This is a genomic window from Serratia sp. JSRIV002, from assembly GCF_019968725.1.
In the GTDB taxonomy this organism is placed as follows: Bacteria; Pseudomonadota; Gammaproteobacteria; order Enterobacterales; family Enterobacteriaceae; genus Chania; species Chania fonticola_B.
The window spans coordinates 1,178,282-1,197,300 of sequence record NZ_CP074143.1; the positions used below are offsets into that span (position 1 = coordinate 1,178,282).

Genomic DNA, 19,019 nt, shown 5'->3' on the forward strand with positions numbered 1-19,019 from the left:
AAATGGGGATTGGCTGGTGTTCATTGGTATCGTAAGCCTGTTTCCTGAGATGTTTCGCGCAATCACCGATTACGGGGTAACTAGCCGGGCAGTAAAAAATGGCCTGCTGAGCGTGCAGTGTTGGAGTCCGCGTGACTTCACCTACGACCGGCATCGTACCGTGGACGATCGCCCTTACGGCGGCGGCCCGGGAATGCTGATGATGGTGCAACCCTTGCGGGAAGCTATTCATGCAGCAAAAGCAGCGGCAGGCGAGGGAGCAAAGGTGATTTATCTGTCACCTCAGGGGCGCAAGCTGGATCAAACCGGTGTGCGCGAACTGGCGGCTAACCAGAAGATGATCCTGGTGTGTGGCCGCTACGAAGGGATAGACGAGCGCGTGATCCAAACCGAAATTGACGAAGAATGGTCAATCGGCGATTACGTTCTCAGTGGCGGTGAACTACCGGCAATGACCCTGATCGATTCGGTCGCCCGCTTTATACCGGGTGTTCTGGGCCATCAGGCTTCGGCAGAAGAAGATTCTTTCGCTGAGGGATTGCTGGACTGTCCGCACTATACCCGCCCGGAGGTGTTAGAAGGGATGGAGGTTCCGCCAGTTCTGCTGTCGGGCAACCATGCCGAGATACGTCGCTGGCGCTTAAAGCAGTCGCTGGGCCGTACCTGGCTTAGAAGACCTGAACTTCTAGAAAGCCTAGCTCTGACTGACGAGCAAGAGGTGTTGCTGGCCGAGTTCCAACGGGAACATCGAGCTAAGTAACAGGACTATGAAGGGAACGTCTGAGCGTTGTCTCGACGAGACCGATATATCAGTTTACCTAGGGTAAGAGACATATTATGAGCAACATTATTAAGCAAATTGAACAAGAGCAGATGAAGCAAGACGTACCTGCATTCCGTCCGGGTGATTCCGTGGAAGTGAAGGTATGGGTCGTTGAAGGTAGCAAAAAACGTCTGCAGGCATTCGAGGGCGTGGTTATCGCTATTCGTAACCGCGGTCTGCACTCTGCATTCACTGTTCGTAAGATTTCCAACGGCGAAGGTGTTGAGCGTGTATTCCAGACTCACTCTCCAGTAATCGACAGCATTACTGTTAAACGTCGTGGTGCCGTTCGTCAAGCCAAACTGTACTACCTGCGTGAACGTACTGGTAAGTCTGCTCGTATCAAAGAGCGTCTGAACCGCGTTAACTAACGCTGCATCCAAAAGTTAATAGTTATAAGGGGATTACCGTCATGGTAATCCCCTTTTTTTATGGTGCGCCGGAATGGCGTTGCGGTTTGACGATGATGGCCACACTCGTTAATTCGTCTGTCGTATTTATCCAATACGCGGGAAGGCGGATTTGTAAAACTACCGCCACTGATCACTGAATGGAGCGCCTGCGATGCAATTTGCCTATACGATTTTATATGTTGATAACGTGCAACAAACGATGGATTTCTATCATCGAGCCTTTGGCTTTGAGATCCATTGTTTGCATGAAAGCGGGGACTGGGGAGAGTTGGCTACCGGTGCCACGCGACTGTCATTTTGCTCAAGAGAGTTGCTGGCTGGGCAGGGTAAAAAGAGCGCTAAAAGTGATTATCACCATCCGGTGTTTGAAATTGCCTTCACTACCGACGATGTGCCGAAAGCGCTGAAAACCGCGTTGGATGCCGGTGCGGTACTGGTTGAAGATATTCAGCACATGCCCTGGGGGCAAACGATATGCTACGTGGCAGATCCAGAGCATAACCTCGTCGAGATCTGTTCCGTAATGGCCTAATCGTAGCCTTCGCCAAACGCCTGTTGCCAATGGGGATTAATACAGAATGCGGCAGGCGTGATCCCTAACCAGTGCTGGAACTCCCTATTCATGTGCGACTGGTCACAATAACCACCGTTTAGTGCGATTTCTGTTAGGGACACACGATCGCAGGCAGTTAGCATTGATGCAGTTCTTCTCATCCGTAATAGACGAAGCCAGAATAACGGGCTCTTGCCGGTTTTATTCTTCACCAGTCGTTCCAGAGTACGAACGCTAATCCCCAACTCCAGGCTTGCCTGAGTCAGAGAGTTGGCAAGCCGTAACGACTGCAATGTTTCGGCAAGCTGCGTATCCACACGAACGGTATCGTGAATGATAGACACTAATGTTGGATGCTCCGGTGTTAATCGGGATGCGTTGAGGTAATGAAATAATTTGCCTTCATCGATAACACAATCTGGCCGAAACCGGAAACCATCATATTGGTCACCTGCGGCGCTTTCCACGCTATAGGCACAGGTGTCGATCTCAGAGATCTTCATCTCCTGCTGCCCATTCCCGTCAGTCAGAAAAATTAAATCCCGACAGCCATCAGGAACAACAATTTGCCGTGTCGTTTTTGGCGCATGAAAACTCCAGTGTTCCAAGACCAGCTGTTGCATTTGATCTCCCTATCATCTCAAGGACCCGGTTTTCCAAAGCTTACCATCTATTCCCTCTGGTTGGATTATCGTTATTCTGGTGAAACCAAGGGATTACCAGATGGTAACCCCTTTTTTCATTACATCGCAGCGGCGCGTTGTTTGCTTTCTTGCGGGTGCGGCTGCGCAGGAATGATGTCGCCGGGTGAAACGATGACCCGGGCCACGGATTCATGGGTGGCAAAGGTACAACTGCAGTTAATGTTACGGCATTGATGATAGCGTTCTTTGGTCGACTCGCTCAGATAGCGGCTGGAGCGAGTGTGTGCCACGCTACCGCACAGTGGACAATGCATCATAGAGACCCCCTCTTGATAAAACGGTGAAAAACTATTCGTCAGCAATGCTCGAAAAGTTACTGAGCGAGCTGTTCTTTCCCTGGGAAACTGGTGGTGTTCGGCGTGCTGAGACCTTTTAGGCACAGCTCACGTTCGGCGGCCCGGCGGCGTTCCAGCCCGCGGTTTTTGACGCCATTGACATAAATCCAGCGCGGTAACTGATCGCAAGCCTGCTGCCATTGGCCATGGTTAAGGAAATAAACCAGGGTAGAGCGACATGCGGCTCCCGTACCAACGTTAAAGGCAAACGCCATGACGGCATCATAAGTGGCCTGGGGCATCTGCTGTGGCAGACAGGCTGCCATGCGGCTCTCTACCCGACGGATATCTTCCAGCAGGTTTTCCGCCGCTTGCACTGGGGTTATGGACTTACCTGGAATAACGCCGGCCGTATGGCCGACACCTTGCGTCCAAACCCCTGCTGCGCATTGATACGGGGTTAACTGGCACCCCTCAAAATCGGCAATCAGGTATAGCCCTTGTTCGGAGGTTTTAATGTGATTGGCCTGCGGCAGCAGCATGGCGATCGCCAGAATGGCCAGGGCGCTGCAACGCTTAACGATTGAGTTCATCAAAAAGTCTCCGTGCTGCCGCATCGCGTTCGATGCTTTTGAGGATCTCCAGACTCTTGCGTCTGTAGTACCAATTAACCAGGAAGGTGCCGATTCCTACGGCCGCGCCGATCAGAAAGGCCACATCCTGCGGTGAGAGCTTGCCAAGCCAGGCGAGAAATAGCGCCGCGGAGTAGGTAATGAATGAGGTTAATCTCTCCATCCCATTAACCCCACATCTGCTGTCGCAGCGGGTTGTTTTGTAGGATAACGCGACTGTCGGCCACGATAAGCGGGTCGATATTGGCCTCATTTGCCGGGTTTATCATGGTTTTTACCTTAGCAATAATTACTGTATATGTATACAGTATTAATCAAAATGCTAAAGTCGTCAAGCGGGGATAGGACTATTTTTAGCAAAATGGTCAACATGGGAATGGGAATAAAAAAAGCCCATTAATTATGGGCTTAGAGGAGGACTGTGCGGAGCGGTAAGACGAGATTACAAACCGTACACCAGCGTTACTGACGTCGTGGTATCGGTATTTTTCGGTGCCGAGGCAGGTGGCTTGGTGTTGTAGACCACCGTGTAGGCCAGCCGTAGGGCAAAGTCGTTATTGATGGCGACGTTTAACGCGGTTTCGGAGTTAACGGTGGTTTCGTCGTTCGCCAAAGCGGATAGACCTTCGGATAGGCGGGCCGTGTCTGTCAGCCTGTAGGAATAGTTGGCTGCGCCATAGGCCAGGGCGCGGGTGGTGCGGCCACCGCCGTGGTATTCATCATGGCGAACGCCTGGCCCGAATTCGACACGCAGATCTTGGCGTGGGTCGCTAAAGATCTGGCGCCCGTAACCCCCGGTTAGCGTAGAGCGTGAATCGTACCCGTTGTAACGGTCGTTCAACCAGCCAACCTGGCCAAACATATAATTACGAGCCGACAGATTATAACGGGTACGGCCACCGGCCTGGTATTTCTCCGAGGAGCGTACGTTGGAGGAGGTGGTGTTGTTCGCCGAGCCCCACAGGCTGTAAGCCGTATCGCTGTTAAACCAGGTCATGGTGGTGTTGGCCAACAGGGTCGAGTTCTGTGTGTTGCCTGACTGGGCGTTATAGCCAGCCTGGACGTTACCATCAAACGGCTTTTTGGCGGTGGCCGGATCGTCCATCGCGGTGAAGAGGGTATTGTCGGCGAACACGGAAACACTGGTGAAGGCGGTCAAGCAGCTAAAAAACAGCGGAATGGCGCGACGAGCGCGTAAAGAGAGCATTTTGGATCCAGTAGTTAAGTGTGATTATAAGTGATAGCGGTCACATTATATCGATTCGCCGAGGGGACAAAAATAGGCCTGGTTAGCTTATGTTTTTAGTTTAAACAGGGGGCTTATGCACTTTTCGTCTAGTGATACCGTTGGCTTTTTGCGGCGGTGTTAGCTGCGGCAACGGGGAGCGTCCGTTGCCGGCAGAAACGTGATTAAAGGAAGGTCATCACCAGCAGATAACCGGTGATGCAGGAGCACAGCACGCCGATCAGGCCAGGGATAATGAAGCTGTGGTTGATGATAAATTTACCGATGCGAGTGGTACCAGAGCGGTCAAAGCCGATGCAGGCCAGATCGCTTGGGTAGGTAGGCAACACGAAGTAGCCATAGGCCGCCGGGAAGAAGGCCAGCAACATTTTAGGCTCGACGCCTAGCTGCAAGGCCATTGGAGCAACGGCGGCCAGAGCAGCGGCCTGGCTGTTAACCAGTTTGGATACCAGGAACAAGACGATGGCGTAAGTCCAGGGCTGGCTTTTCACCACGTCTTCCAGCACCACTTTTAACTCCCCCATATGTGCCTGGAAGAAGGTGTCACTCATCCATGCCACACCGAATACCGAGAAGATGGCGACCATACCCGCTTTGAATACGGCACCGTTGGCGATATCGCTAGGTTTGACTTTACAGCCCATCAGGATCACGGCACCGGCGATCAGCATCATCATCTGGATCACCAGGTTCATCGACAGTGGTTTTAATACGCCTTTGGCATCGGCAAAGGAAGGACGCAGATCGGCAAAGGCGCCGAGCATAACCACGATAGCGATAGCGCCGAAGAAGATCAGCGTTGACCAGTAAGCCTGCTTGGGAAATGTTTGATTGAGCAGGGTTTCGGTGCCGCCGTAAATATAGGCACGCTGCTCCGGATCCTGGATCCTGGCCTGGAAATCCGCATCCTTATCCAGATCTTTGCCGCGGCGCAGGCTCCACAATGCTGCCATCAATACGCCGACCAGCGAAGCCGGGATAGAAACGGCCAGGATCTCCAGCAGCGAGTAGGCTTTACCGATCCCATGACCGGCGGCAATGATCGAAACCAGTGATACTACGGCCACGGAAACCGGGGATGCGGTGATAGCCATCTGTGAGGCAACAGAGGCGACGGCCATAGGGCGTTCTGGGCGGATCCCTTTTTTGATGGCGATATCAGAAATGATCGGGAACATGGTGTAGACCACGTGGCCGGTACCGCACAGAAAGGTCAGCGTCCAGGTGGTAAAAGGGGCGAGTAAGGTGATGTGTTGTGGGTGGCGGCGCAGTAGTCGCTCGGCATATTGCATCATGACATTCAGGCCGCCAGCGGTTTGTAACACCGAGGCACAGCCGATCACCGCCAAAATGGTGAGCATGACATCTACAGGAGGTTTTCCTGGTTCCAAACCGAAAATAAAGCACAGCAGAAATAAGCCAATACCACTTATTAAGCCTAGCCCCATACCGCCAAATCGGGTGCCGACTAATAGGCAGATAATAATAATTGCGAATTGCAATGTGATCATGAGAGTCCCTTGTCAGAAAGAAATAACTGCTAACGCCCATCGCTCCTCAATGCAGGCAGTACGGGCTCTGTCTTCGCAGAGTAACCCTAAAGAGGTGTGAGCGATTTATGCCATAGTTATTTATTTGGCGAGGGATAACTGTGAGATCCCGCAATATTTATTCAATAGAGTGACTATTATTTCTGATATAGATTCAAATGAATAAAGAATGAAAATCAATTGCCAGTTAAATGTATGACAATTGTTTTATAGTTGTTTAATTTGGCGATGGATGGGGCGGGTTTGCCAAGGAATTTGTTGGCTATGCGGGCGTGGCATGCAGTGCCTCCTACACGCCGAAGTGGTGTTTTTTTGATCGCTTCAGGGCCAATGAGTAATCTATTTTTGTGTTCACTTTTATTTACGGCCTGTGTTTTTTAGGGAGGCTGACGTTGGTTTTTCTTCGCTGCGCCCTATTGGCCTATTGTTTTTTTATTTAAATAAAACAGCTATTTGATCTGTATTTTGTTTTCTGTCGCCGATGTTTTACTTCGCTGTTCATGATGGTAATTTTTTATTTACAGTAAATGGATTGAAAACTTTACAAGGAGTGGTTAAGGTAGCACCTGTAACGCTCAATGTTTTCACTACGCACACGCATAACGGCAAACGACAGGAATAGGATCATGCAAAAAGACGCGCTCAACAACGTACATATCAGTGCAGAACAGGTTCTGATCACCCCGGAAGAGCTGAAGAACCAGTTCCCACTCAGTGCCAACGATGAAACGGAAATCGCGACGGCCCGCCAAACCATTGCCAATATCCTTAAAGGGCAAGATCACCGTCTGCTGGTGGTCTGTGGGCCATGTTCGATCCACGATCCTGATGCCGCGCTGGATTACGCGCGCCGTCTGAAAACCCTGTCGGCTGAATTGAGCGATCAGCTGTATATCGTTATGCGCGTCTATTTTGAAAAACCAAGAACCACCGTCGGCTGGAAAGGCCTGATCAACGATCCGTATATGGATGGATCCTTTGATGTAGAAGCGGGTTTGCACATTGCGCGTCGCCTGCTGCTGGATCTGGTCGGTATGGGCCTGCCGTTGGCGACCGAAGCGTTGGATCCGAACAGCCCGCAATACCTGGGCGATCTGTTCAGCTGGTCGGCGATCGGTGCGCGTACTACAGAATCTCAGACGCACCGTGAAATGGCTTCCGGCCTCTCAATGCCAGTGGGCTTCAAAAACGGTACGGACGGTAGCCTGGGCACGGCCATCAACGCGATGCGCGCTGCATCCATGGCGCACCGTTTTGTCGGTATCAATCAGGCTGGCCAGGTTTGCCTGCTGCAAACCCAGGGTAACCCGGATGGTCATGTGATCCTGCGCGGTGGTAAAACGCCTAACTACAGCGCTGAGCACGTTGCCGCCTGCGAAAAACAGATGCAGGATGCGGGACTCCATCCGTCCTTGATGATAGATTGCAGCCATGGCAACTCAAATAAAGACTATCGCCGTCAGCCAGCGGTTGCCGAATCCGTCGTTGAGCAGATCAGAGCGGGTAACCGTTCGATTACCGGCATCATGCTGGAAAGCAATCTGCACGAGGGCAGCCAGTCTTCTGAACAGCCGCGTGTGGATATGCGCTACGGCGTATCGGTGACCGATGCCTGCATCAACTGGGAAAGCACGGAGACGCTGCTGCGCCAAATGCATCAGGAACTCGGCGCTGCGCTGATGGCACGCACTGGAGAGTAGTGAGTTATGGTGGCTGAACTGACCGCATTACGCGATCAAATTGACGAAGTGGATAAAGCGCTGCTGGCCCTGTTGGCGAAACGCCTGGAGCTGGTGGCGGAAGTAGGGGAAGTCAAAAGCCACTACGGTTTACCGGTTTACGTACCTGAGCGGGAGGCGGCAATGTTGGCCTCTCGCCGCCAGGAAGCGGAAAGCCTCGGCGTTCCACCAGATTTGATCGAAGACGTGCTTCGCCGTGTGATGCGTGAATCCTACACTAGCGAGAACGATAAAGGCTTCAAAACGCTGTGCCCACAGCTGCGCCCTATCGTCATTATTGGCGGTAATGGCCAGATGGGCCGCCTGTTTAACCGGTTGCTTACGCTGTCGGGTTATCAGGTTAAAGTGTTGGATCAAGAGGATTGGCCGCAGGCGGATAGCCTGCTGGCAGATGCCGGTATGGTGATTGTCAGCGTGCCGATCCATATTACCGAGCAGGTGATCGCCCAACTGCCGCCGCTGCCGCAGGACTGTATTCTGGTCGATCTGGCTTCGGTGAAGAGCCGACCGTTACAGGCGATGCTGGCCGTACACGGTGGCCCGGTACTGGGGTTGCACCCAATGTTCGGCCCGGATGTTGGCAGCGTGGCCAAACAGGTGGTGGTGTACTGCGATGGTCGTCAGCCAGAAGCCTACCAGTGGTTGCTGGAGCAGTTGCAGGTTTGGGGCGCGCGTTTGCATCGTATCAGCGCCGTCGAACACGATCAGAACATGGCCTTTATCCAGGCGCTGCGCCACTTTGCTACCTTTGCTTACGGCCTGCATCTGGCCGAAGAGAACGTACAGCTGGAGCAGTTGCTGGCGCTCTCTTCGCCGATCTATCGGTTGGAACTGGCAATGGTGGGGCGGCTATTTGCTCAGGATCCGCAGCTGTACGCCGATATCATCATGTCTTCTGAAGACAATATTCATCTGATCAAACGCTACTATCAGCGCTTTGGTGAGGCGATCAAGCTACTGGAACAGGGCGACAAGCAGGCCTTTATTCAAAGCTTCCAGAAGGTGGAGCACTGGTTTGGTGATTATGCCCAGCGCTTCCTGGTTGAGAGCCGTTCTTTGCTGCGCCAGGCGAACGATAGCCGTCAATAGAGGGGAAAAGGTTCGGCATAGCCGAACCCTTTTTGCTACTTAAGACGGATTGACCGGCACCACGTTTTCGCTTGGATAACAGCCCAGCACTTTCAGCGAGCGGGTGATCGGTGTCAGCCCTTTCAACGCCTTCTCCATCGCCACAGAACGCAGGTTAGCCTGCACATCAATGTAAAACATCTCTTCCCACGGGTTACCGTTGATCGGGCGTGATTCCAGCTTGGTCATGATGATGCCATTGTCACGTAGCACCAACAGAGCTTCCACCAGAGCACCGGATTGTTGACCGGTGGCCATGATCAGCGTGGTTTTGGCCGGAACCTGCTCGGAAACCTCTATCGCCTTACGCGCCAGAATAATGAAGCGAGTGATGTTCTGCTGCTGGTTAGCCAGGTTATGTTCCAGTACCTGCAGATTGTACAGCGCACCACCGGCCTCGCTGCCTAACGCCGCAGCTTTTGGCGAGTTCAGCTTGGCGACCTTCTCCATAGCGGCGGCGGTGCTTTCGCAATACTCGATCTTCCAGTGTGGATAGCGGTTCAAATACTGGCTGCACTGCTGGAAAGGTTGCGGGTGGCTATAGACGGTTTCGATCTGCTGCAGATCGGTGTCGCTGGCTACCAGTACGCAGTGATCGATCGGCAAGGTTAACTCACCCACGATCGACAGGCTGGTATGTTGCAGCAGGTCGTACACATCGTTGATAGAGCCGGAACTGGTGTTCTCGATGGGCAAAATGGCGTAATCCGCCTGGCCGGTTTCCACCTGGGTAAAGATGTCCTGGAATTTCTGACAGCCGCATTCGATGAGCTGATCGAAATGGCGGGCGGCGTACTGGCGGGCGGCCAGATGTGAGTAAGAGCCTTTTGGCCCCAGGAAGGCAATGCGCGCGGAATGTTGGCTGGTCTGGTTAAGCTGGTGCTGCAACAGGGCCTGCTGGGTCAGCACGGAGTCTTCGATAATCAGCTGGAACAGGCGAGTGACGTAAAAACCATCGAGGTCATAAGGTTTGGCCGCGCTGATCAAGGCGTCCAACAGATCGCGCTCACGCTCTTTATCGCGGATCGGGCGGTGCGAATGCAGTTTGGTTTTGCCCACCTCCACCGCCAGTTCACGGCGCTCTGCCAGCAGGGCCAGCAATTTCATATCCAGTGCGCTGATGCGTTCGCGCAGCACGAGTAACGGGTTATCAGTCATAATCAGCTTTGCCTTGTATTCTTCTAATCCCGTCGTCTTGCAAGCCGCAGCTTGAAGCCCAGCGGGGAGGGTTGTCATATAGCCATAAAAAAAGCCCCCTGCTTGAGGAGGCTTGGTTGTTCGTCTTCGCATTCTTTCTCACACGACGAAACGCCTCCCAATCAGGGGAAGGTAAAAAAGAATGCGAAGAAAAACGGTTTACGGCTCATGGCGTTCCAAAATGTGTGTAAATCAGGGTTTAAAGTAACCGCTGGCTTTTCATTGTGTCAATAGAAACCGACAGACAAAAAACGCGCCCTAGGGCGCGTTTGATGTGAAACAATCACTTGCAGAGTTATTCCTCTTCTTCCTGCGTGATTACTGGAGCCAGGTCTTTCACGCTGGCATAAGCGCGGCGTGCCTCGCTTTTGTGTTGTACCTTGTTCAACTGACGCTCAAGTTTGGCAATCAGGTCATTAACGGCGGTATACATGTCTTCATGTTTGGCGCTGGCAACCAGCGGACCGTTAGGCGTGGTAATGGTGGCGTCGACGGCAAACCCTTTAGGTTCTTTAGATAAGACGATGTGTGGGTTGATCAGCTGCGCCTGCCACTTTTCCAGTTTACTGAGACGGTCTTCGACATGATTACGGATTGCGGGGGTGATATCCATTTGTTTGCTGGTAATGTTGAGTGTCATATAACTTACCTCTCTGTCTTTCCGTCTTGGATAGATTCAGCATACCGCTCTTTTTGCCGAAATGCGTGATGGAAAACACAAATTTTTGTCACTTTTTGCAAAGTTAGTTCAATCTGTGATTTAGCATCTGAAACTGCCATCTAACGCTTGAGTCTTGGCAGCAGAACGCGCATTATCGATAGGTTAACCGGTGGTGCAGCCTTGCTAACACCGTGTTTTTGCTTGTGTATTTATCCTTAAAACGGCTGAATTTGCAGCAAATGAAAACGGCAGCCGAAGCTGCCGTTTTGTTTTTGTGCCCATATCAAAGACTCAAGACGCGTTGGCGGCGATGATTTTCGCTACCTTGTCGGCCTGAGCATTCAATTGCAACTGGCGATAGGCGTTTTCCATCAGCGGCAGCGCATCGCGCGTCGCTTTGGTATCCGGGAATTCACGCATCATCTGCTCAACGCGATTAACTACCGCGACGTAAGCGCCACGTTTAGTGTAGTATTCCGCCACTGAGAGCTCGTACTTGGATAGACGGTCCTTCAGGAATACCAGACGCTTGTAGGCATCGGTCGCGTATTGGCTGTTCGGATACTGCTGGATCAGCTGGCTGAAGTCGCGGAATGCGGCGCGGGCATGCTGTGGATCGCGGTCAGAACGGTCAACCCCGAAGAAGCCTTGCAGAGCACTGTCATCCAACGCCATATCTGTCAGACCGCGCATGTACATGACGTAGTCGATGTTCGGATGCGTTGGGTTCAGACGCATAAAACGATCGATAGAGGCCTGTGCCAAAGGTAAATCGGCAGATTTATAGTAGGCATAAATCAGATCCAATTGGACCTGCTGAGAGTACGGCCCGAATGGATAGCGGTTATCTAACGCTTCGAGTTGCGTAATCGCGCCCTTAAAGTTACCGTCCTGCAGTTTTTGCTGGGCAGTAGCATAGATTTCCGAAGGCGGGCTGTCGGGAACCGTATCCTTGGATGTGGAGCAACCTGCCAGCGCCAGGCTCAACGTGGCTGCCGCCACCAGATATTTCATACGCGTCATGACGTTTAGATTATCCTCAGGGTGTTATTTTGGGAGACTGTCCGTTAAGCTCCCGACAAAAGACCAGTTACAATAGCACATTATATTAAACGGCATCGCCGTGAAAACCCAACGTTAACGAAGAAGCTGCATATGGCACAACAAGTACAACTCACCGCAACGGTGGCCGAAACTCAACTCGGACAACGTTTAGATCAGGCTTTGGCCGAATTGTTCCCTGATTATTCAAGATCTCGCATAAAAGAATGGATCCTGGAAGACAGGGTACAGGTCAATGGCAAAACGATAAACAAGCCGAAAGAGAAGGTACTGGGGGGAGAGACGGTCGCCATTGATGCACAGATTGAAGAAGATGCCCGTTGGGAACCGCAAGACATCCCGCTGGATATCGTCTATGAAGACGCCGATATTCTGGTGATCAACAAGCCTCGCGGCCTGGTGGTGCACCCAGGTGCGGGTAATCCGGATGGGACGGTGCTTAATGCATTGTTACATTATTTCCCGGAGATTGCCGACGTACCGCGTGCCGGTATCGTTCACCGTTTGGATAAAGATACCACCGGCCTGATGGTGGTTGCCAAAACCGTTCCGGCGCAAACCCGCCTGGTTGAGGCATTGCAGGAGCGTGAGATCACCCGAGAGTACGAAGCGGTAGCGATCGGCACCATGACCGCGGGTGGCACGGTGGAGCAACCTATTGCCCGCCACTCCACCAAACGTACTCACATGGCCGTGCACCCAATGGGCAAACCTGCGGTGACTCATTACCGCATTATGGAACATTTCCGCGCCCATACCCGTTTGCGCTTGCGCCTGGAAACCGGCCGTACGCACCAGATCCGTGTGCATATGGCGTATATCGACCATCCGCTGGTGGGCGATCAACTCTACGGTGGCCGTCCACGTCCGCCAAAAGGGGCGTCAGAGGCCTTTATCAACACGTTGCGCGGCTTTGACCGTCAGGCACTGCACGCAACCATGTTGCGCCTGTATCATCCGATCAGCGGTATCCAGATGGAATGGCATGCGCCAATCCCACAGGATATGGTCGATCTGATCAACGCGCTGAAGCTCGATACCGAAGAATTCAAAGATCAGATGAATTGGTAATGAGTTCGCTGATTGTACCCGATTGGCCGCTGCCTGCAGGGGTAACAGCCTGCAGCTCCACTCGTCATGGCGGTGTCAGCCTTCCTCCCTACGACTCGCTGAATCTGGGTGAGCACGTTGGTGATGATGCACAGGCCGTGGCGCGTAACCGCCAATGTTTGGTCACGGCCGCCGGCTTGCCGCAGATGCCGCTATGGCTGGAGCAGGTACATGGTACTCGTGTACTGACGCTGGATGGCCAAACGCCTGAAGATTTGCGCGCCGATGCGGTTTACAGCAATGTGGCCGGGTTGGTCTGCGCAGTGATGACGGCGGATTGCCTACCGGTACTGTTTGCTTCACAAGCGGGGGATGAAGTTGCCGCCGCGCATGCCGGTTGGCGTGGCTTATGTCATGGCGTGCTGGAAAATACCGTGGCGCGCTTTGCTGCCGCACCAGAAAACATCACTGCCTGGCTCGGCCCGGCAATCGGCCCAAGCCGGTTCGAAGTTGGGGCTGAAGTGCGTGCGGCATTTATGGATATTGATAGCGCCGCCGCCGCCGCTTTTACTCCCCACGGTGAAAAATTCCTCGCAGACCTCTATCTTTTGGCTCGTCAGCGCCTGCAAGGTGCTGGTATTTTCGCCATTTATGGCGGTAATCGTTGCACAATGAACGAAATGAGTCATTTTTTCTCCTATCGGCGCGACGGAACAACCGGACGTATGGCAAGTTTGATCTGGGTGAGATAACCTACTGCCCTAGGACGATCCACTGATGCATGACGTTGTACTCATAATATAGTGTCGAGATAACCTTGAAAATTTGAGGGATGACCTCATTTAATCTCCAGTAGCAATTTTGACCTACATTGGAGGTGTTATGCGTCTGGATCGTCTTACTAACAAATTCCAGCTTGCCCTCGCCGATGCCCAGTCTTTGGCCCTTGGGCGCGACAATCAATTTATTGAACCGTTACATCTGATGAGCGCCCTGCTCAATCAGGATGGGGGGACGGTTCGTCCATTACTGACTTCTGCCGGGATTGATGCTGCGCGAGTGCGTACCGACATCGATCAGGCATTGTCTCGTCTGCCACAGGTTGAAGGTACCGGTGGGGATGTTCAACCCTCACACGAACTGGTACGTGTCCTCAACCTTTGCGACAAGCTGGCGCAAAAGCGGGCAGACAAGTTTATTTCATCCGAGCTGTTTGTGCTGGCGGTGCTTGAAGATCGCGGTAACTTGACCGATCTGCTGAAAGCAGCCGGTGCTACAGCGGATAAAATAGCCAAAGCCATTGAACAAATGCGGGGGGGAGACAGCGTGGATGACCAAGGTGCAGAAGATCAGCGTCAGGCTCTGAAAAAATACACTATCGATCTCACTGAGCGTGCGGAACAGGGCAAGCTTGACCCGGTGATTGGCCGTGATGAAGAGATCCGCCGCACCATTCAGGTGCTGCAACGCCGTACCAAAAACAACCCGGTACTGATTGGTGAGCCTGGTGTCGGTAAAACCGCCATCGTTGAAGGCTTGGCTCAGCGCATTATCAACGGCGAAGTTCCCGAAGGGCTGAAGCATAAACGTGTGCTTTCCCTGGATATGGGCGCGTTGATTGCCGGGGCGAAATACCGGGGCGAATTTGAAGAACGCCTGAAGGCGGTGCTGAGCGATCTTTCCAAACAGGAAGGCAGCGTCATCCTGTTCATTGATGAGCTGCATACCATGGTGGGTGCCGGTAAAGCCGATGGCGCGATGGATGCTGGCAACATGCTCAAACCCGCGCTTGCCCGTGGGGAACTGCACTGCGTAGGGGCGACCACGCTAAACGAGTATCGCCAATATATAGAGAAGGATGCTGCGCTGGAGCGCCGCTTCCAGAAAGTCTATGTCGCGGAACCGAGCGTGGAAGACACCATCGCCATCCTGCGTGGCCTGAAAGAACGCTATGAGCTGCATCACCACGTGCAGATAACGGACCCGGCGATCGTAGCAGCGGCGACATTGTCGCACCGCTATGTTTCCGACCGTCAGTTGCCGGATAAGGCCATCGACCTGATCGATGAGGCCGCCTCCAGCATTCGCATGCAGATGGACTCCAAACCGGAATCGCTCGATCGCCTGGAGCGCCGCATCATCCAGTTGAAACTGGAAGAGCAGGCACTGAACAAGGAATCGGATGACGCCAGTAAGAAACGCTTGGAAATGCTGAGTAGCGAGCTGGAGCAGAAAGAGCGCGAATACTCAGAACTGGAAGAAGAGTGGAAAGCGGAAAAGGCTTCGCTGTCTGGTACCCAGAATATCAAGGCGGAACTGGAGCAGGCCAAGATCACGCTGGAGCAGGCGCGCCGCGTAGGTGACCTTGGGCGCATGTCTGAACTGCAGTATGGCAAAATCCCTGAGCTGGAAAAACAGCTTGAGGCGGCCACGCAGGCAGAAGGCAAAACCATGAAGCTGCTGCGTAACCGCGTTACCGACGCCGAAATCGCCGAAGTATTGGCGAAAGCGACTGGTATCCCGGTGGCCAGAATGCTGGAAGGTGAGCGCGACAAACTGCTGCGTCTCGAGCAGGAACTGCACTCACGGGTGATTGGCCAGGATGAAGCGGTGAACGCGGTGTCCAATGCCATTCGCCGCAGCCGTGCCGGTCTTTCCGATCCAAACCGGCCGATCGGTTCATTCCTGTTCCTGGGTCCTACCGGGGTGGGTAAAACCGAACTGTGTAAGGCGTTGGCTGGGTTCCTGTTCGACAGTGATGACGCGATGGTGCGTATCGACATGTCCGAGTTTATGGAGAAACACTCCGTATCGCGGCTGGTGGGTGCGCCTCCAGGCTATGTCGGTTATGAAGAGGGCGGTTATCTGACAGAAGCGGTGCGCCGTCGTCCATATTCAGTGATCCTGTTGGACGAAGTGGAAAAAGCGCACCCAGACGTGTTCAACATCCTGTTACAGGTGTTGGATGACGGACGTCTGACAGACGGTCAAGGTCGTACCGTTGATTTCCGTAATACCGTGGTGATCATGACCTCTAACCTGGGTTCCGATCTGATCCAGGAGCATTTCGGTCAGATGAGCTATCCACAGATGAAGGAATCGGTCATGGAGATGGTGAGCCAACATTTCCGTCCGGAATTCATCAACCGTATCGACGAAGTGGTGGTGTTCCATCCGCTCGGCCAGAAACATATCGCGCAGATTGCCAAGATCCAGTTGGCGCGTCTGTACCAGCGTCTGGAAGAGCGTGGCTACGAAGTCAGTATTACGGAGCCAGCCTTGGAGCTGTTGGGCAAAACCGGTTACGACCCTGTGTATGGTGCGCGGCCGTTGAAACGTGCTATCCAGCAGGAAATCGAAAACCCGCTGGCACAGCAAATCTTGTCTGGCAAGTTGATCCCAGGCAAACCGGTGACGCTGGACGTGGAAAACGACCATATCGTTGCCAAGCAATAAAAGTAGTTGCTGGTAGCTATATAGAAGGGGGCGGTTTTTACCGCCCCCTTTTGTTTGGGTTTAGCCTGGTTGACGGGTTTTCGGTGTTCAACAACATGAAATCAGCGTCTTTTAGACTAATAATTATCCTAAAACGTCCGTTTTGGCTGATATTTGAGCGCTTGAAAAGTTTTTTGAATTTAGGGGTTGCGCCCTTCTGAGAACTCCCTATAATGCGCCTCCACTGACCGGGAACAACGACGAGCAAGTCGCCCAGCCAGGAAGAAGCAACTCGGTGAAAACACCGCGTCTCGTAAGAGAAAAAGGTTGACTCTTCAGCGGGAAAGCGTAATATGCACCTCCCGCGTTACCGAGAAACTTCCCGGTAACGAACGCTCTTTAACAATTTATCAGACAATCTGTGTGGGCACTCACAAGACGATATCCAGCTACTTCGGTAGCAAAAAAATATCAAGTCTTGAAGAGTGACCAAGCAGTCATTCATGCGAATGAATGATTACGAAAGTTAATTTTCGAGCATCGCTGCACGAGTTGCAGCAAATCAAGCTTTTAATTGAAGAGTTTGATCATGGCTCAGATTGAACGCTGGCGGCAGGCCTAACACATGCAAGTCGAGCGGTAGCACAAGGAGCTTGCTCCTGGGTGACGAGCGGCGGACGGGTGAGTAATGTCTGGGAAACTGCCCGATGGAGGGGGATAACTACTGGAAACGGTAGCTAATACCGCATAACGTCTTCGGACCAAAGTGGGGGACCTTCGGGCCTCACACCATCGGATGTGCCCAGATGGGATTAGCTAGTAGGTGAGGTAATGGCTCACCTAGGCGACGATCCCTAGCTGGTCTGAGAGGATGACCAGCCACACTGGAACTGAGACACGGTCCAGACTCCTACGGGAGGCAGCAGTGGGGAATATTGCACAATGGGCGCAAGCCTGATGCAGCCATGCCGCGTGTGTGAAGAAGGCCTTCGGGTTGTAAAGCACTTTCAGCGAGGAGGAAGGGTTCGGTGTTAATAGCACTGTTCATTGACGTTACTCGCAGAAGAAGCACCGGCTAACTCCGTGCCAGCAGCCGCGGTAATACGGAGGGTGCAAGCGTTAATCGGAATTACTGGGCGTAAAGCGCACGCAGGCGGTTTGTTAAGTCAGATGTGAAATCCCCGAGCTTAACTTGGGAACTGCATTTGAAACTGGCAAGCTAGAGTCTTGTAGAGGGGGGTAGAATTCCAGGTGTAGCGGTGAAATGCGTAGAGATCTGGAGGAATACCGGTGGCGAAGGCGGCCCCCTGGACAAAGACTGACGCTCAGGTGCGAAAGCGTGGGGAGCAAACAGGATTAGATACCCTGGTAGTCCACGCTGTAAACGATGTCGACTTGGAGGTTGTGCCCTTGAGGCGTGGCTTCCGGAGCTAACGCGTTAAGTCGACCGCCTGGGGAGTACGGCCGCAAGGTTAAAACTCAAATGAATTGACGGGGGCCCGCACAAGCGGTGGAGCATGTGGTTTAATTCGATGCAACGCGAAGAACCTTACCTACTCTTGACATCCACAGAACTTTCCAGAGATGGATTGGTGCCTTCGGGAACTGTGAGACAGGTGCTGCATGGCTGTCGTCAGCTCGTGTTGTGAAATGTTGGGTTAAGTCCCGCAACGAGCGCAACCCTTATCCTTTGTTGCCAGCGCGTAATGGCGGGAACTCAAAGGAGACTGCCGGTGATAAACCGGAGGAAGGTGGGGATGACGTCAAGTCATCATGGCCCTTACGAGTAGGGCTACACACGTGCTACAATGGCATATACAAAGAGAAGCGAACTCGCGAGAGCAAGCGGACCTCATAAAGTATGTCGTAGTCCGGATCGGAGTCTGCAACTCGACTCCGTGAAGTCGGAATCGCTAGTAATCGTAGATCAGAATGCTACGGTGAATACGTTCCCGGGCCTTGTACACACCGCCCGTCACACCATGGGAGTGGGTTGCAAAAGAAGTAGGTAGCTTAACCTTCGGGAGGGCGCTTACCACTTTGTGATTCATGACTGGGGTGAAGTCGTAACAAGGTAACCGTAGGGGAACCTGCGGTTGGATCACCTCCTTACCTAAAGATATGCAGTTGAGTGCAGTGTCCACACAGATTGTCTGATGAAAAGTAATGAGCAAACAAAACCTTGTGGTATAGGTAAGTGCCGGGAAATTTGTGACTGTCTAGTGCAGTGACAAACAACAATGGCGCTCGATTTTTCACGAAAAATCTCACCTTTACCCGAAATTATCGAATCAGTGATTCGATAAGCAAATTTCGGGTCCCCATCGTCTAGAGGCCTAGGACACTGCCCTTTCACGGCTGTAACAGGGGTTCGAATCCCCTTGGGGACGCCATCCGATAATGAGTGAAAGACATTATCACCGGTCATTCGTGACTGATTATCTTAAAGATGACTCTTGCGAGTCGTGTTTAAGATATTGCTCTTTAACAATCTGGAACAAGCTGAAAATTGAAACATGACAGCTGAAACTTATCCCTCCGTAGATGTATC

18 protein-coding genes, 1 tRNA gene, 1 rRNA gene and 1 other annotated feature are annotated in these 19,019 nt (G+C 52.6%); of the genes, 10 read left to right on the forward strand and 10 right to left on the reverse strand.

Features of this window, described 5'->3' with window-relative positions; all coding sequences use genetic code 11:
* The first annotated feature begins 16 nt into the window (after positions 1-16).
* The 3 genes from trmD to KGP26_RS05350 all read left to right on the forward strand — a co-directional run bounded on the left by trmD (position 17) and on the right by KGP26_RS05350 (position 1,768).
* Positions 17-760, forward strand: a complete 744-nt coding sequence (trmD, locus tag KGP26_RS05340; RefSeq protein ID WP_021182185.1) for a tRNA (guanosine(37)-N1)-methyltransferase TrmD — start codon at positions 17-19, stop codon at positions 758-760.
* A 77-nt stretch (positions 761-837) separates the two neighbouring features.
* Positions 838-1,194: a 50S ribosomal protein L19 gene (rplS, locus tag KGP26_RS05345; protein WP_004712521.1), complete on the forward strand. Its 357-nt coding sequence runs from the start codon at positions 838-840 to the stop codon at positions 1,192-1,194.
* Positions 1,195-1,387: 193 nt separating this feature from the next.
* Entirely contained in the window at positions 1,388-1,768 is a 381-nt protein-coding gene (locus tag KGP26_RS05350; RefSeq protein ID WP_021182186.1) for a VOC family protein, read from the forward strand.
* Here the strand turns inward: KGP26_RS05350 and KGP26_RS05355 are convergent.
* From KGP26_RS05355 to KGP26_RS05380, 6 genes are all read right to left on the reverse strand, one after another.
* Positions 1,765-2,412, reverse strand: coding sequence for a helix-turn-helix domain-containing protein (locus KGP26_RS05355; protein ID WP_223665122.1), 648 nt, complete (start codon positions 2,410-2,412; stop codon positions 1,765-1,767). The genes KGP26_RS05350 and KGP26_RS05355 overlap by 4 nt on opposite strands.
* Before the next feature lie 119 nt (positions 2,413-2,531).
* The gene (locus KGP26_RS05360; protein WP_021182189.1) at positions 2,532-2,750 is read right to left on the reverse strand and encodes a DNA-binding transcriptional regulator; all 219 of its coding nucleotides are present in this window, start codon (positions 2,748-2,750) and stop codon (positions 2,532-2,534) included.
* A gap of 56 nt (positions 2,751-2,806) precedes the next feature.
* Entirely contained in the window at positions 2,807-3,361 is a 555-nt protein-coding gene (locus KGP26_RS05365) for a lysozyme (RefSeq protein WP_115160223.1), read from the reverse strand.
* Positions 3,345-3,563, reverse strand: a complete 219-nt coding sequence (locus tag KGP26_RS05370; protein WP_021808134.1) for an HP1 family phage holin — start codon at positions 3,561-3,563, stop codon at positions 3,345-3,347. Before KGP26_RS05370 ends, KGP26_RS05365 begins: the two co-directional genes overlap by 17 nt.
* Positions 3,564-3,842: 279 nt before the next feature.
* Positions 3,843-4,607, reverse strand: coding sequence for a YdiY family protein (locus KGP26_RS05375; protein WP_021808133.1), 765 nt, complete (start codon positions 4,605-4,607; stop codon positions 3,843-3,845).
* 203 nt (positions 4,608-4,810) lie between these two features.
* Complete coding sequence (locus KGP26_RS05380) at positions 4,811-6,157, reverse strand: anaerobic C4-dicarboxylate transporter (protein WP_021182193.1); 1,347 nt, start codon at positions 6,155-6,157, stop codon at positions 4,811-4,813.
* A 665-nt stretch (positions 6,158-6,822) separates the two neighbouring features.
* On the opposite strand from KGP26_RS05380, the gene KGP26_RS05385 reads away from it, so the two are divergent.
* Together KGP26_RS05385 and tyrA are read left to right on the forward strand one after the other, a co-directional pair.
* Entirely contained in the window at positions 6,823-7,896 is a 1,074-nt protein-coding gene (locus tag KGP26_RS05385; RefSeq protein ID WP_021182194.1) for a 3-deoxy-7-phosphoheptulonate synthase, read from the forward strand.
* Positions 7,897-7,902: 6 nt separating this feature from the next.
* On the forward strand, positions 7,903-9,024 hold the full coding sequence (gene tyrA, locus KGP26_RS05390; protein WP_223665123.1) for a bifunctional chorismate mutase/prephenate dehydrogenase: 1,122 nt from the start codon (positions 7,903-7,905) through the stop codon (positions 9,022-9,024).
* A gap of 39 nt (positions 9,025-9,063) precedes the next feature.
* Here tyrA and pheA read toward each other — a convergent pair whose 3' ends face one another.
* From pheA to bamD, 4 genes are all read right to left on the reverse strand, one after another.
* Positions 9,064-10,221 (reverse strand): bifunctional chorismate mutase/prephenate dehydratase, encoded by a 1,158-nt coding sequence (pheA, locus tag KGP26_RS05395; RefSeq protein ID WP_021182196.1) that lies wholly within the window; start codon positions 10,219-10,221, stop codon positions 9,064-9,066.
* Positions 10,222-10,305: 84 nt separating this feature from the next.
* Positions 10,306-10,431: a sequence feature (Phe leader region), on the reverse strand.
* On the reverse strand, positions 10,383-10,430 hold the full coding sequence (gene pheL / locus KGP26_RS05400) for a pheA operon leader peptide PheL (protein WP_192958309.1): 48 nt from the start codon (positions 10,428-10,430) through the stop codon (positions 10,383-10,385). (Overlaps the previous feature by 48 nt.)
* A gap of 124 nt (positions 10,432-10,555) precedes the next feature.
* A complete protein-coding gene (raiA, locus tag KGP26_RS05405) occupies positions 10,556-10,900 on the reverse strand; it encodes a ribosome-associated translation inhibitor RaiA (RefSeq protein ID WP_021182197.1) in 345 nt (114 codons plus the stop codon).
* A 312-nt stretch (positions 10,901-11,212) separates the two neighbouring features.
* Positions 11,213-11,944 carry an outer membrane protein assembly factor BamD gene (bamD, locus tag KGP26_RS05410; RefSeq protein ID WP_021808131.1) on the reverse strand — a complete coding sequence of 244 codons (732 nt, stop codon included), beginning with the start codon at positions 11,942-11,944 and terminating at the stop codon, positions 11,213-11,215.
* A 132-nt stretch (positions 11,945-12,076) separates the two neighbouring features.
* On the opposite strand from bamD, the gene rluD reads away from it, so the two are divergent.
* From rluD to KGP26_RS05435, 5 genes are all read left to right on the forward strand, one after another.
* Complete coding sequence (rluD, locus tag KGP26_RS05415) at positions 12,077-13,054, forward strand: 23S rRNA pseudouridine(1911/1915/1917) synthase RluD (protein WP_021182199.1); 978 nt, start codon at positions 12,077-12,079, stop codon at positions 13,052-13,054.
* Positions 13,054-13,785, forward strand: coding sequence for a purine nucleoside phosphorylase YfiH (gene yfiH / locus KGP26_RS05420; RefSeq protein WP_021808130.1), 732 nt, complete (start codon positions 13,054-13,056; stop codon positions 13,783-13,785). Before rluD ends, yfiH begins: the two co-directional genes overlap by 1 nt.
* Positions 13,786-13,915: 130 nt before the next feature.
* Positions 13,916-16,489, forward strand: coding sequence for an ATP-dependent chaperone ClpB (gene clpB, locus KGP26_RS05425; protein ID WP_021808129.1), 2,574 nt, complete (start codon positions 13,916-13,918; stop codon positions 16,487-16,489).
* Between the two features lie 550 nt (positions 16,490-17,039).
* Positions 17,040-18,580 (forward strand): 16S ribosomal RNA (locus tag KGP26_RS05430).
* Positions 18,581-18,785: 205 nt separating this feature from the next.
* Positions 18,786-18,861: transfer RNA gene (locus tag KGP26_RS05435), tRNA-Glu, on the forward strand.
* Positions 18,862-19,019 lie beyond the last annotated feature (158 nt).

What these genes read in the sequence shown, in the direction of transcription:
- rplS (WP_004712521.1), top strand. Translation starts at nt 838, where the DNA reads ATGAGCAACATTATTAAGCAAATTGAACAAGAGCAGATGAAGCAAGAC.
- KGP26_RS05350 (WP_021182186.1), top strand. Translation starts at nt 1,388, where the DNA reads ATGCAATTTGCCTATACGATTTTATATGTTGATAACGTGCAACAAACG.
- KGP26_RS05355 (WP_223665122.1), bottom strand. Translation starts at nt 2,412, where the DNA reads ATGCAACAGCTGGTCTTGGAACACTGGAGTTTTCATGCGCCAAAAACG.
- KGP26_RS05360 (WP_021182189.1), bottom strand. Translation starts at nt 2,750, where the DNA reads ATGATGCATTGTCCACTGTGCGGTAGCGTGGCACACACTCGCTCCAGC.
- KGP26_RS05365 (WP_115160223.1), bottom strand. Translation starts at nt 3,361, where the DNA reads ATGAACTCAATCGTTAAGCGTTGCAGCGCCCTGGCCATTCTGGCGATC.
- KGP26_RS05370 (WP_021808134.1), bottom strand. Translation starts at nt 3,563, where the DNA reads ATGGAGAGATTAACCTCATTCATTACCTACTCCGCGGCGCTATTTCTC.
- KGP26_RS05375 (WP_021808133.1), bottom strand. Translation starts at nt 4,607, where the DNA reads ATGCTCTCTTTACGCGCTCGTCGCGCCATTCCGCTGTTTTTTAGCTGC.
- KGP26_RS05380 (WP_021182193.1), bottom strand. Translation starts at nt 6,157, where the DNA reads ATGATCACATTGCAATTCGCAATTATTATTATCTGCCTATTAGTCGGC.
- KGP26_RS05385 (WP_021182194.1), top strand. Translation starts at nt 6,823, where the DNA reads ATGCAAAAAGACGCGCTCAACAACGTACATATCAGTGCAGAACAGGTT.
- tyrA (WP_223665123.1), top strand. Translation starts at nt 7,903, where the DNA reads ATGGTGGCTGAACTGACCGCATTACGCGATCAAATTGACGAAGTGGAT.
- pheA (WP_021182196.1), bottom strand. Translation starts at nt 10,221, where the DNA reads ATGACTGATAACCCGTTACTCGTGCTGCGCGAACGCATCAGCGCACTG.
- raiA (WP_021182197.1), bottom strand. Translation starts at nt 10,900, where the DNA reads ATGACACTCAACATTACCAGCAAACAAATGGATATCACCCCCGCAATC.
- bamD (WP_021808131.1), bottom strand. Translation starts at nt 11,944, where the DNA reads ATGACGCGTATGAAATATCTGGTGGCGGCAGCCACGTTGAGCCTGGCG.
- rluD (WP_021182199.1), top strand. Translation starts at nt 12,077, where the DNA reads ATGGCACAACAAGTACAACTCACCGCAACGGTGGCCGAAACTCAACTC.
- yfiH (WP_021808130.1), top strand. Translation starts at nt 13,054, where the DNA reads ATGAGTTCGCTGATTGTACCCGATTGGCCGCTGCCTGCAGGGGTAACA.
- clpB (WP_021808129.1), top strand. Translation starts at nt 13,916, where the DNA reads ATGCGTCTGGATCGTCTTACTAACAAATTCCAGCTTGCCCTCGCCGAT.